Raw genomic sequence first — 13129 nt, forward strand, 5'->3', positions numbered from 1 at the left:
TAAAGCCCCGCTCGTTATGTGCAATGGGTATTTGACATTTCAAGCTCTTTATGCGTTCACCCTTAATGTTACTTAAAATGAAATTATTGTTTGTTATAGTAATTTTCTTTCTTAGCGGACAACTCAATGCTCAACATTTGCCAATAGAGAGGTTAATTAATAAAACTTTCGGGACAATTTCAGCTATTGACACTGTATATTATATCAAAAATGGGCAACAGTCTTTTGTTATTTCTGACCAAAACGGCAGCCATTCCAAGCCTGTCGTCATTGTAAAAAATGAATCTAATTTTCGAAATATACTGACACACCGAAAAGTTTTCAGATTGGATTTGGATATTTTACAGGTAGACACTGCCAAAATGATTATTAAGCTTAGTCTAAACGAAACTAATAAAGAATTGTATGAGCACTCCCCCAGCATTTATGTATTTTCTGGAGAGTGGATTGTTGAGTGTCTTTTTAAAAACAATGTTTGGGAATACAGTCGCACACTTGAAACGAAACGACATCTGACAGATTAAGTATCCTGCTTCCACTGCACATAACATCAGGTTTGCTGCAAGGCTGGCTGGACATTGGAGCAATGGTCATTATATCGCTGTTGTGCTTCATCTGGGCTGGACTATCGTTGTTGAGCTTTTGTTTGTTAACCTGTACTTTTATATCTTTAATCAGCAGCGGTACCGGGCGGACGAGCAATGAATTCCAGCCCTGCAGCAAGCCCTGCCCGTTGTAGGCAAGGCTGCCGACAGATCAAAATGAAAAGACTTTTACAAATATTTGGCTTGCTGGACATCATTACATTAGTGAGAAGTTATAAGCACATCATTCCGCCAACAATAGATTGGAGTGAATTTCCTTTGACAACAACTGCAAGTGTCTTACTATATCCTTCCTTACTCTTTTCTGCATACTTTTTGATAAGCCAAAAAAAGGCCGGGCTTTGGTTAACATACGTACAATTTCCGCTTCGGTTAGCATTTGTAGTTTTTTCATTTGGTTTCTTGTTCATGCTAAGTCATTTATTTTACAATTCTTCAGAGGCATATAAAATCATATTTTGGGTTTTGCTAGGGTTGGAGATTTTAAGATTGGTCTGTACTATATTCACACATCGAAAATATTTTTTAGCATCTAAAGCTGTTGTGATTTAAGACTAGTTTCTTGTAAAACGCCCTGCCTACAACATGGGGTTTGCCGCAATTTGGGAATGACCAGCAAACTTCAGCAACAAATCGCTACGAATCATCGGCTATGGGGGCGACCGTTTATTAATTCGCCTGCGCAGTTTGCTACGCTCGTAGTGCACAGGCTCAGTTTGGTTTTGTCAATAAAGTTTACGTTCTTTAATTAGCATCGTCAACGGGCTGACACAGCAACGAATACCCAAACTGCGGCAAGCCCTGGACGTTGCCTGCTATGTTAGAGCGACACCCTACACAACATTGACAGACAGACGGCGAAGCTGAAAACCGAACAGAGTAAGCACTACCAAAACCTTAAATAATTATGGCAAATTTCTATTGCAAATGGTGTGGAAGTAAATATTCCAGCGTTTCAAACTTGACATCAGGCTCTTGTTCTAAAAATCCAGAAGGCAACAAACATGGACTTTATGAAGGCAGTGAAAAGTCGCAGTACGTTTGTAAGTGTTGTGGTAGTAAATACTCAAGTCTTACAAATTTATGTTCAGGTTCTTGTTCTAAAAGCCCCACCAAAAGACACCAACCAGCATTGTAAAACATTTTTTCAAAGGCGGCTTCGCCGCCTTTGATATTTTCAACACCCACAATAAATGGAAACAATTACGGCAACCGAAAATAAAACAGCAGAAAGTATAAAATCGCTTTTCCAATCTTCTGAAACTATCAGAATACCTGCTTATCAACGAGCATACAGTTGGGAAGACAAACAATGTTCGCAATTCCTTGAAGACCTTTTAGAACAAAAAGGGAAACGGTATTATTTAGGACAGTTTTTGTTTGAAAAAGATGGCTCTACTCTTTTTATCATAGACGGACAACAACGATTAACGACAACTATTTTATTTCTTTCAGCAGTTGCAAAAGTTAATGCAAGCAAAGGACAAAGCATTGAAGCAATAAAAAAAATCTACTTGACCGACGTTTTCAAAACTATTGAGGACGACCAAGTGATTTTCAAAAAAATTACTCAAAAGCATTTGGTCTCTATCATTGACGACACTGAAACCATATCGCAACGAAGAATAATTGAAGCATTCAACTATTTTGAAACTGAATTAACTAAGCTTGACAACGAAACTCTTGACTTAATTCAAAAGACTTTAGAAAACGCTATAATTAGCACTTTTTTTATTTCCAACAAGGTTGAAGCAACCCAGGTTTTTGAATATCAAAACAATCGTGGCAAAGAACTTTCAAGATTTGAAGTAATCAAGGCGTACTTAATGCATCAAATATATATTCAAAGCCACGACAACAAACAAGCAAACAATGACATTGCGGAAATTCAAAGTATCATTTCCAAAACTTACCGATACATTGAAGCAGTTGAAGGCTATTTTACAGAAAACGAACTTTTGGATAATTGCTGTAACCTCTTTTACAATATCAACGGGAATATTGAAGCCATAAAAGAAAAGCTAAACAAAACAGCAGACAAAACGGAATGGATAAAGCTGTTTTTTGAAAATTTCGTAGAACTTTCGCATAGTGCGAAAAGTATTGTAAGCAATAAAAGGCAGCCTGAAATCACAAATCTTTTCTTTGTTGGCAACGAGGCTAACTGGAAGCTGATTTTACTTGTACTCTTCAACAAAGGGGACAACAAAGGCGAGACATACAACAAGATTTTAAAATTGTTAGAAGTTCTATGCTTTAAATTGAAGTTAGGCGATTACAGAACTGATAATTTACCCTCACTTGCTAAGCATTATTTTAGAAAAACTAATGGCTACGACATTGAAAGATTATATCACGACATTAAACATTCTACCGACTTTGGTTTTCAATGGTACTGGAACAACAATGATTACTTCAAGAATATCATAAACAACTACTTTGATAATCAAAAGCATCATTATAACCGAAATACAATCAAGTTTATTCTTTGGCAGTATGAAAACAGTTTGAGAGCTAAAAATCGTTCTGGTGCATTGTTGGACAAAGACCTTTATAACAGTTATACAATTGAGCATATTAAGCCTCAAAATCCGACAGACGAAGAATACACAGAAGAATTTAAAAAGAACTTTCTTCAACTTGCAGGCAACTTAGCATTATTGACACAGAGCCAAAACAGTAAGTTTGGGAACAAGTCGTTTGACAAAAAAAGTGAGTTATTTCAGGACACAGCACTTTCAAGCTACACTGAAATAAGAGAACATAATGTATGGACAGAAAATGAAATTGCGGAGCGACACAAACGAATTTCGGAGTTTGCTAAAAAGTATTTTGACACTTCAAATCTGTGACGAAGAAACACAGCAGGCAACATGGGGTTTGCCAAAATGGGGGCAGACGGAAGCCGTGTTTCAGCTTTTTGTTTTTCAATTTGGCTTCATATCCAGCTTGACGTTAGTAATTTAGCTTTAGAATATGTCATCAACTTTTTATCTTTATTCAGCAGCAGGTAGCCGGGGCGGACGGAATTCTATTGCCCCCACTTCGGCAAGCCCTGTCCGTTGGCAGTAAGCTTAGACAGACCCTGCGTTTCAAAATATGTTCACAAAAAAACAAGACCTTTTACTTGACAAATTTGCAGACCTAAGCGATAGGCTGTTTGACTTAGGTATTACCACGACAGACAGTTTCACAGGCGAAATAGGAGAATATATTGTTTGCAAACATTTCAAACTAAAGAAATCAAATCGAGTAACAAGAGCCGTGGACGGTGTTTGCGACTTAGGCAATAATTACCAAGTAAAAGCCAAAGTAGTTTCAAATAATAATTTTAATTACAACATTACAAAGCTTGACACAACTGCTTTTCATTTTCTTACAGTCGTTTATTTTGACAGACAATACAATCCGATAAAAATTCTACGAATACCGTCAAGCAAAATTAAAGGAGACCAAATTTCTATTACTTCATCGTTAATGAATTCAGGAATTGAAATTATTGATAAGTCCGAAATTAAAATTCCAGCAGTAGAAAGAAAAGCAATAAATGAATTTGCAAAAGCTTATGATGAACTTGAAGAAAGTGGTATTATTAGAAGCAGGCGAATAGTTGGTGACATTGGTGAGTTTTATGCTTGCAGACGATTAGGTTTAGAAATTAGCGACAGCAAAAATGAAAAAGGTGTTGATGCCAGAGATAAAAGTGGGTTAACTTTTGAAATCAAAACAAGACGAGTTTACGAAAGTGGACGCAGAGTAAGTGAAACAAGACGATTAAATAATTTAGTTGGTAAATCAGCCGACTATTTAATAGTTGTAGCCCTTGACAGAAAATTTAAGTGTGCAGGAATGTGGCTAATACCAATGCAAAATTTGACAAATCCAAAATCGTCAAATTTAAAAGTTGTAAATACGACATTGGGAACTAAAAATTTAATCTAAAGCACAATTAGTTGGTTAGACACAGGCGATAAATTCACATCTTTCAATTTAAAAAAAAAGTTCGTACTCGACCAGTTGTAAAGGATAAAATAAAAACAACATCCAAAAAGGTAACACCAAAAAAGAAAATAGTTCAGCAACATATTCCGACACAGAATTTTCATACTGACAATACAAGTTCTTTTGGTTTAGGTTGCTTCGGTTGGACAATTATTATTTTGGGCATCTTGTATTTAATTAGCCTTCTTTCAAGTTGACACGACAAGCCTACTGCCAACATTGGGTTTTGTGCAAGTTGGGCAGACGGAATAACAATGAGCTTTTTGTAATTCTATTTGGCTTTTGTTCGGGCTAGACGGAATGCTATTTGGCTTTTTGTTGTTATCTTCATCATCAGTTTTTCAATCAGCAGCGGTTCCGGGCAGACGGAATACTAATTCCCAACCTGCACAAAGCCCTGTTCGTAATACGCAAGCCAAAGATTCAGCATCAGATTCCTTTCATGTGTGCGGGGTGTTGACGTTTTCAGTTCCTAATGCTTTTCGGTTAGGTAATGTTCCGTTGCCTCGGGCAATTTGGCTGCCGCTTCTGGCTTTTGTTACTCTCCGGTTGGGACAGGTTGAAAGAATTTAATTCCGGCAGCTTTTAAGCATTTGTAATAGTGAGTGGTTTTGTTCTCCTATCTCCCGCCCTTTCTTTTGCTTTGGGCTCGGACGGTTTGGAAAATTGATCAGATCCTTAGGCAGTGGTTTCTCTTTGATGCTTTCCGGTTTCTGCCGGCAGTACCATTGCTCAATAGGTTTTTGTTTTAGGTATCACTTTTTGGAAGGCGGTGGGGCAGGCTTTAGTGAATGTAAATTCCGTTCAGTTAATACCTGTCGTTTCTGTTCTGGCTCGTTCTTTACCAGCTTGCGGGTGGACAACGGAACAGTTTTCGGGTTTTAACAGTATCGGGTTTAGATTTAGGGACTTCTTTTTATGCATGGCCTTCATGAGTTGGTTTATAGTGGGCTTCGGTGATCGGGCAGAATATTCCGTTCTCCCTGGCATCTCAACTTTGGCCTGCGTATTACATGGGTTTGGCGCTATGGGGGCCGACCGGTAAAATCTCAGCTTCTGTGCATATCCGGGCTTTGGATATGGGCCGACCGTTAACTTAAAAGCCTTTTAGCTTACTTAAAAATTTCGTTTCTTTATATAAATCAACAACCGGGCGGACAAGGGTTAATCCCCCCACAGCGCCAAGCCCCGGACGTTAGCTGCCATTTCAAGTAACACCCAATTAATTTTAAGCAATGAATCTTTCTGGATTTTTTATTCTTGTTGGCCTTATTTATTCATACTTTCTTCTTCAATATTATTTCACCCAGACTTTTTATTTAAAATATAATATTATCTTCCTTTTCATTCTAGCAGTTTTTGCGACTACCTTAATACTAATAATTTCTGCAAAAGGAGAACAAGTGGAAAATATTCTTATGAGTTTAGGAATTTTGTATTACGCATTTCTTTTGCTTTTGGTTAAACTAACATATCGGTTTGCAAATTCCTATTTCATAAAACGGGGTAAAATAAAAGAAGAATTTCTGAATAAGGGATTTACATATATCTCATACCATAAGGGCATATTTTTTAAAGGGCATTCATGGAATAGAGATATAGCGACAAACCCTTCTTGGCTTGATCATGTACTTTCTTGGGTTCTGATTTTATTGCCCATTCTATGTGTTGTCCTTAGCTTGCTTATCTACAGAAACGGCAGCTAACATTGGTTTGGCGTAATTGGGGCGGACGGAAAAACTTTCAACTGCAGCATATATCCGGGCATCGGTTATTGGGTTGACCGTTAACTGATCCGCCAGCGGCAGTTTGCATACGCTCGCAGTGCCGCTGGCTGGTTTTCGTTAATCAAATTAATTTCGTTTCTTCAATAAAAATTCGGGGTGGGCGGACACAGGGACAATTCCCCAACTACGCCAAGCCCTGGACGTTATCGGCAACCCTATCGGCGGCAGTATTAAGATTCATCTTTTACCTTACTTTGCTGGACAAACTAAAATAATTAAAACGACACTTTACTTAATATGCCAACGATTCCAACTGCATCTATTACTGACCCAAATTCCCAATGGCAGATTATCATCAGAGATTTGGTTGCTCCCGGGACACGGTTTCATTTAAATAATAATAAACTAAATTATGACAAGAGTAGTAATGCTTGTCGGTTTTCAGCTTGTACTACAGCCATAAGACGAAACAGAACTAGTGGTCTTTGCGACACACATCAAATACACCAACATTCTTTGTTTTTAGAATTGCAAAATCCCCAACATAATATTGTAAATGCACCATTGCATTTAGAAATTGTTGATAAATTGATAGAATGGGCTGGTACTAGGAATTTTGATTTGACACCACTATTTCAAGACATTTCATTCAATATACTCGGCAATATACCCGATGTTTCGACTTTGTCCAGTGACACAACTCATCATGGCTTTACTCCCCCCTACGTTACAGTCCTTAGTCGATGAAGTAATTCTTATTGTTAATAAGCATTTACCTGATTTCAATAATTCCTCTTACCAACCATTATTAACTAAACAAGGATTAATACCAGCGAGAATTCTTGCGTTAACTTTTGCTGGCCTTGTATTATGCGAAGAGGCTAACAGAGGAGACCGTTGGTTTAGCAGGATAATTCGAAAGGAAGAATTTCAAACAGAATTGTTAGGAGGTGCTATGCCTATTGGTTATTTTGCAGCAAGAATGTTTCCTTGGGGAATTGAGATTGGTAAAGCGGCTTTTCGTTTCGTTCCAAATGGCAGATAAAAAAATATATGTAAGAGATAAAAGATCTCCAACTCCTTCAAGTGAGAATGTTTCAAAAGTCATGAGCAGCAACAAAGCAAAAGATACAAAGCCTGAGCTGCTTTTGCGAAAGTTACTTTGGAAAAATGGACTAAGGGGATATAGAATTCACCCAAAGAAGATTGCGGGAAAGCCAGATGTTTGTTTTATTTCACGAAAAGTTGCAATTTTTATAAATGGATGCTTTTGGCATAGATGTCCGTATTGTAATTATAAATTACCTAAACAGAATAAGCATTTTTGGGAAAATAAATTTAGAAATAATGTGAGAAGGGATAAGGAAAAGATTATGCAGTTGAAAAAAATGAAATGGAAAGTAATCACTGTTTGGGAATGCCAGTTAAAGAAACATAAAGTTGATAAAACACTAAATTCGATAATACACAAAATCAGATATTGATTTTGTTAACCCCATGTTGAAAACTATTTTGGACAAAATTTGTCCTTCTCAATTCCTTCCCCTACATTTGGACAAAATATGTCCCAAATGGCATCTTCCAAAAAAAACATATCGACAGTTGGAGAGCAACTCAGAACAATACGGGAAAAGGCAAACCTTCCTTTGAGAGAAGTAGCAACAAGCATTGGTATCGACACTTCTCTGCTTGGCAAAATTGAACGCAATGAAAGGCAAGCAACAAAGGAACAGGTTAAACAATTAGCTGCATTCTATAAAATCGATGAAAAAAAATTATTGAAAGAGCTGCTGAGTGACCAATTTGCTTATAAGATACTTGAAGAAGAGGCAGACTTAGATACGTTCATACTTGCGGAAGATAAAGTTGAATACTTAAAAACCAATCACAATGCCAAATAAAATTAGAGTTGCAGAACTGTTTGCAGGAGTTGGTGGTTTCAGACTAGGTTTAGAAGGATGGAAAAAGAAATCCGCCTCATCGGGCTATACCAAATCCGTTAAGCCAGTATATGAAGTTGTTTGGAGTAACCAATGGGAACCATCGACAAAAACACAACATGCCTCATTAGTATATGAGCAACGCTTTGGCAAAGATGGACACAGCAACGAGGATATAACAACTGTTGACGTAACAAAAATCCCTGACCACGACATATTAGTCGGCGGCTTCCCTTGCCAGGACTATTCCGTAGCAACTACATTAAAAAATTCAAAAGGATTAATCGGCAAAAAAGGTGTGTTATGGTGGTCAATACATAAAATATTAAGCGAAAAAAAGAAAAAGCCAAAGTACATTTTTTTGGAAAATGTTGACCGCTTACTTATTTCACCATCTAAACAACGAGGAAGAGATTTTGCAATAATTTTAAAAAGCTTAGATGACCTTGGCTATGCAGTTGAATGGAGAATAATCAATGCGGCTGATTATGGAATGCCACAAAGAAGAAGAAGAATTTTCATTTTAGCATACCTAAAAACAACATCCATATACAAAGACCTCAAAAGATGTAATTCCAGAGATTGGATACTTAATGAAGGTACTCTTGCTTCTGCCTTTCCTGTTACTTCAAACGAGTTGGTTCTCCCCACGGAATTTGAATTGAATGGTGATATTGTTGAAATATCTTCTTCTTTTAATAAAATGGCGGAGCATCAATATTTGAAAATAGTGGAGTTATGATTAAGGTATTGTAACTACATTAAAAACCATTCCAGAGTTCTATGGTGAAGCGATTGTACTTAAAGACATAATTCAAAACGGTGAAGTTACCGAAGAGTTTTACATTAATGACAAAGACCTCGATAAATGGCGCTATTTAAAAGGTCCCAAAAAAGAAATCCGTGTAAACACAGACGGGTTTGAATACAATTACAGCGAGGGCGGTATGGTATTTCCTGACTCACTAAACAAACCATCACGGACTATCATTACTGGTGAAGGAGGTTCATCTCCTTCAAGGTTTAAGCATGTCATACAAACTAAAAAAGGGTATAGACGGTTATCCCCTGTCGAGCTTGAAAGACTGAATATGTTTCCAGACAATCATACAAAATTAGATGGCGTTTCAGATACAAAAAGGGCTTTCTTTATGGGCAATGCATTGGTTGTAGGTGTTATTGAAAAAATCGGCTTAGCTTTAAAGGAAAAAATTGAGAATGAAGCCCTTGTACAACAAGTCTGATAAACGTTCAGTTTTAACCTTCGCAAAAAAATTAAGAAACAAAACACTTCGAGAGGTCTGCGATTCAACAATTTTAAAACATACTTATTCTGGCAAAGGAAATTTTGGACAGATACTTGAAAAGTATTACTTCCAATATGAGCCAAACTCTGAATCAGAAGCAGATTTCAACGAAATAGGTCTTGAACTTAAATCTTCTCCGTTAAAACAATTAAAGAATAAAGAGTTTCGCTCCAAGGAAAGATTAGTTCTCAATATTATAAACTATCTCGAAGTCGTAAATCAAGATTTTGCAACAAGTTCGTTTTGGAAAAAGAATGCTAATATTTTGTTGATTTTTTATTTACACAAACCCAATCAGAATCTTTTAGATTACATCATCAAATTAGTAGATGAATGGAATTTCCCAGTTAATGATTTAGAAATTATTAAGAGAGATTGGGAAACCATAAAAAAGAAAATCACTGATGGTAAGGCACATGAATTATCAGAAGGTGATACTTTCTACTTAGGTGCATGTACAAAAGGAGGGAAAGGTGGCAATGAAAGGCCACAACCTAACAATCCATTACCTGCAAAGCAAAGAGCCTATTCTTTGAAACAAGGATATGTTAATCATATAATCGCTTCAATCGCCAATGAAGCCACAGGTGTTTATGGCAAACTCATCAAATCTAGTACAGAAGTTAAAAAGAAAAGCTTAGAGGAGATTGTTTTATCGAAATTTAAACCCTATTATGGCTTGACAGTTGACCAAATAGTTAAAAAATTAGGAATTAAACTAAATGTAAATGCGAAAAGCTTTTATGCAAGTTTGACCAAAGCGATTCTTGGTGTTGAACTTGACAAAGAAATTGAAGAGTTTGAAAAAGCTGAAATAATAGTGAAGACTGTAAGACTTAAAGAAAACAACCTACCGAAAGAAGATATTTCATTCCCAACTTTTAAATATGAAGAACTAATTGAAGAAGACTGGGAAACTTCGGAGTTTAAAGAATTACTAGAACATAAGTTCCTCTTTGTATTTTTTCAATTTTCAAATGGACAACTTATTTTCAAAAAGGTAAAATTTTGGAATATGCCTTATAAAGATATTTTACAGGCAAAAAAAGTTTGGGCTAAGACAAAAGCTATAGTTGCAAGTGGCGACATTGTAGAAAAAGTAGTAAATAAAATTCGCTATACGAATTTCCCAAACAAGGAATTTAACACAGTTTCTCATGTAAGACCCCATGCACAAAATGCAAATGATACATATCCTTTACCGACAAAGGATAAGGTTTCAAAATTGAAAGACTATACTAAACATTGTTTTTGGCTTAATAGCAGTTACATCAGAGATGAAATTTATCTCAAATAAAGCAGTACTGACTCGGGACGAAGAAGGGCAGCCGATAACATTGGTATTGCCAAAATGCAGGCTGACGGAAGCCGTGTTTCAACTGTAGTAATTCTGTTGGGCTGCATATCCAGCTTGACCTTATCTATTTAGCTATGTGCATATCATCATCTTTTTTATCTTTACTCAGCAGCGGTTAGCCGGGGCGGACGTAATTCTATTACCTGCACTTCGGCAATACCTAGCCGTTATACGCAAGCCAAAGATCCAGGATCAATTTCCTTACATGTGTGCGGGGTGTTTACGCTTTCTGTTCCCAATGCTTTTCGATTGAGTAATGTTCCGTTGCCTCGGGAAATGTGGCTACCGTATATGGCTTTTATTAATCTCCGGTTTGGACAGGTTGAAAGAATGTAATTCCAGTAGCTTTTAAGCATTTCGAACAGTGAGTGACTTTGTTCTCCTATCTCCTGCCCTTTCTTTTGCTTTGGGCCTGGACGGTTTGGAAAATTGATCAGATCATCAGTTAGTGGTCGTCTTTGGTGCTTTCCGGTTTCTGCCGGCAGCACCGTTGTTTAAAAGCTCCCTCATTTGACACCTCTTTTTGGAAGGCGGTGGGGCAGGCTTTAGCGGGGGTAAATTTCGTTCGGTTAATACCTGTCGGTTCGGTTCATGCTCTTTCCTTACCGGCTTGCTGGTAGGCAACGGAACGCTTTTCGGCTTTTAAAAGCATTACGGGATGATTCACGGACTTCTTTTCAAAAACAGGCCTCTTTGGCTAATCAGCAGAGGGTTGGGTTTATAGGCTGATAATTGCGTTTTCTCAGGCATCTCAACTTTGGCCTGCGTATAACAGGGGGTTTGGTGCAATTGGGGCCTGACCGATAAACTCCCAGCTTTTGTTCCCCTGGTCATCACTTGCTATGAGCTGGAAGGAGCTAAAATGGATTCGTAACTGATTTTAAAATTTCGTTTCTTTATATCAAGCCCGGGCCAGGCAGACGGAACACTGACTTCCCCAACTGCACCAAGCCCCGACGTAATACGCAAGCCAAAGATTCAGCATCAGTTTCCTTTCATGTGTGCGGGGTGTTGACGTTTTCAGTTTCTAATACTTTCCGGTTAGGTAATGTTCCGTTGTTTCAGGGAATTTGGCTGCCGCTTCTGGCTTTTGTTACTCTCCGGTTGGGACAGGCTGAAAGAATTTAATCCCTTCTGCTTTTAAACATTTGGAATAGTGAGTGGCTTTTTTCTCCTATCCCTGCCCTTTCTTTTGCTTTTGGGCTCGGACGGGTTGGAAAATTAATCTGATCATCAGGCAGTGGTTTCTCTTTGATGCTTCCCGGTTTCTGCCGGCAGTACCGGTGTTCAATGAGTTTTTGTTTCAGGTATCTCTTTTTGGAAGGCGGTGGGGCAGGCTTTAGTGAAAGTAAAGCCTGTACAGTTAATACCTGTCGTTGTAGTTTCTGCTCTTTCTTAAACGGCTTTGGGTGGACAACGGAACGATTTTCAGCTTTTAACAGTATTACGGGGTGATTCAGGGACTTCTTTTCAAAAGCTGTTTTCTTTGGTTAATCAGCAGTGAGCCCTGGCAGGTAATTCCCTTTTCTAAAGCATCTCAACTTTGGCCTGCGTATTACATGGGTTTGGCGCTATGGGGGCCGACCGGTAAAATCTCAGCTTCGGTGCATATCCAGGCTTTGGCTATGGGCCGATCGTTAACTTAAAAGCCTTACGGCTTATTTAAAAATTTCGTTTCTTTATATAAATCAACAACCGGGCGGACAAGGGTTAATTCCCCCACAGCGCCAAGCCTCGGACGTAATACGCAAGCCAAAGATTTAGCATCAGGTTCCTTTCATCTGTGCGGGGTGTTGACGCTTTCAGTTTCTAATACTTTTCGGTTGAGTAATGTTCCGTTGCTTCAGGCAATTTGGCTGCCGCTTGCGGCTTTTGTTACTCTCCGGTTTGGACAGGTTGAAAGAATTTAATTCCAGCAGCATTTATGCATTTGTAAAAGTGAGTGGCTTTGTTTTCCTATCTCCTGCCCCTTCTTTTGCTTTGGGCCCGGACGGGTTGGTAAACTACTCAGATCATCAGGCAGTGGTTTCTCTTTGATACTTTCCGGTTTCTGCCGGCAGTACCGTTGTTCAATGGATTTTTGTTTCAGGTATCTCTTTTGGGAAGGCGGTGGGGCAGGCTTTATCAGTTTAAATTCCGTTCAGTTAATACCCGTCGTTGTAGTTTCTGCTCTTTCTTAAACGACTTTGGG

Annotated in this window: 8 protein-coding genes and 1 pseudogene; 8 read left to right on the forward strand and 1 reads right to left on the reverse strand. The window is 38.0% G+C overall.

Features of this window, described 5'->3' with window-relative positions:
* The first annotated feature begins 77 nt into the window (after positions 1 to 77).
* Positions 78 to 524: a hypothetical protein gene (locus IPJ02_08475; GenBank protein MBK7375576.1), complete on the forward strand. Its 447-nt coding sequence runs from the start codon at positions 78 to 80 to the stop codon at positions 522 to 524.
* Positions 525 to 817: 293 nt separating this feature from the next.
* Here the strand turns inward: IPJ02_08475 and IPJ02_08480 are convergent, their stop codons facing one another.
* The gene (locus IPJ02_08480) at positions 818 to 1015 is read right to left on the reverse strand and encodes a hypothetical protein (protein ID MBK7375577.1); all 198 of its coding nucleotides are present in this window, start codon (positions 1013 to 1015) and stop codon (positions 818 to 820) included.
* A gap of 783 nt (positions 1016 to 1798) precedes the next feature.
* On the opposite strand from IPJ02_08480, the gene IPJ02_08485 reads away from it, so the two are divergent.
* The 7 genes and pseudogenes from IPJ02_08485 to IPJ02_08515 all read left to right on the forward strand — a co-directional run bounded on the left by IPJ02_08485 (position 1799) and on the right by IPJ02_08515 (position 10878).
* Positions 1799 to 3457: a DUF262 domain-containing protein gene (locus IPJ02_08485; GenBank protein MBK7375578.1), complete on the forward strand. Its 1659-nt coding sequence runs from the start codon at positions 1799 to 1801 to the stop codon at positions 3455 to 3457.
* A 247-nt stretch (positions 3458 to 3704) separates the two neighbouring features.
* Positions 3705 to 4547: a hypothetical protein gene (locus tag IPJ02_08490; GenBank protein ID MBK7375579.1), complete on the forward strand. Its 843-nt coding sequence runs from the start codon at positions 3705 to 3707 to the stop codon at positions 4545 to 4547.
* Between the two features lie 2493 nt (positions 4548 to 7040).
* Entirely contained in the window at positions 7041 to 7379 is a 339-nt protein-coding gene (locus IPJ02_08495; protein MBK7375580.1) for a hypothetical protein, read from the forward strand.
* Positions 7369 to 7818: a very short patch repair endonuclease gene (locus IPJ02_08500; GenBank protein ID MBK7375581.1), complete on the forward strand. Its 450-nt coding sequence runs from the start codon at positions 7369 to 7371 to the stop codon at positions 7816 to 7818. The genes IPJ02_08495 and IPJ02_08500 overlap by 11 nt, the downstream gene beginning before the upstream one ends.
* A gap of 87 nt (positions 7819 to 7905) precedes the next feature.
* Positions 7906 to 8235 (forward strand): helix-turn-helix transcriptional regulator, encoded by a 330-nt coding sequence (locus tag IPJ02_08505; protein MBK7375582.1) that lies wholly within the window; start codon positions 7906 to 7908, stop codon positions 8233 to 8235.
* Positions 8225 to 9518 (forward strand): annotated as a pseudogene (dcm, locus tag IPJ02_08510) (DNA (cytosine-5-)-methyltransferase). The gene IPJ02_08505 and the pseudogene dcm overlap by 11 nt, the downstream one beginning before the upstream one ends.
* Positions 9493 to 10878, forward strand: coding sequence for a DNA mismatch repair protein (locus tag IPJ02_08515; protein ID MBK7375583.1), 1386 nt, complete (start codon positions 9493 to 9495; stop codon positions 10876 to 10878). Before dcm ends, IPJ02_08515 begins: the two are co-directional and overlap by 26 nt.
* Positions 10879 to 13129 lie beyond the last annotated feature (2251 nt).

Source organism: Chitinophagaceae bacterium, from assembly GCA_016710165.1.
Taxonomy (GTDB): domain Bacteria; phylum Bacteroidota; class Bacteroidia; order Chitinophagales; family Chitinophagaceae; genus Ferruginibacter.

Coding starts and splice junctions, on each gene's coding strand:
- IPJ02_08475 (MBK7375576.1), top strand. CDS start 78: ATGAAATTATTGTTTGTTATAGTAATTTTCTTTCTTAGCGGACAACTC.
- IPJ02_08480 (MBK7375577.1), bottom strand. CDS start 1,015: ATGAACAAGAAACCAAATGAAAAAACTACAAATGCTAACCGAAGCGGA.
- IPJ02_08485 (MBK7375578.1), top strand. CDS start 1,799: ATGGAAACAATTACGGCAACCGAAAATAAAACAGCAGAAAGTATAAAA.
- IPJ02_08490 (MBK7375579.1), top strand. CDS start 3,705: ATGTTCACAAAAAAACAAGACCTTTTACTTGACAAATTTGCAGACCTA.
- IPJ02_08495 (MBK7375580.1), top strand. CDS start 7,041: ATGGCTTTACTCCCCCCTACGTTACAGTCCTTAGTCGATGAAGTAATT.
- IPJ02_08500 (MBK7375581.1), top strand. CDS start 7,369: ATGGCAGATAAAAAAATATATGTAAGAGATAAAAGATCTCCAACTCCT.
- IPJ02_08505 (MBK7375582.1), top strand. CDS start 7,906: ATGGCATCTTCCAAAAAAAACATATCGACAGTTGGAGAGCAACTCAGA.
- IPJ02_08515 (MBK7375583.1), top strand. CDS start 9,493: ATGAAGCCCTTGTACAACAAGTCTGATAAACGTTCAGTTTTAACCTTC.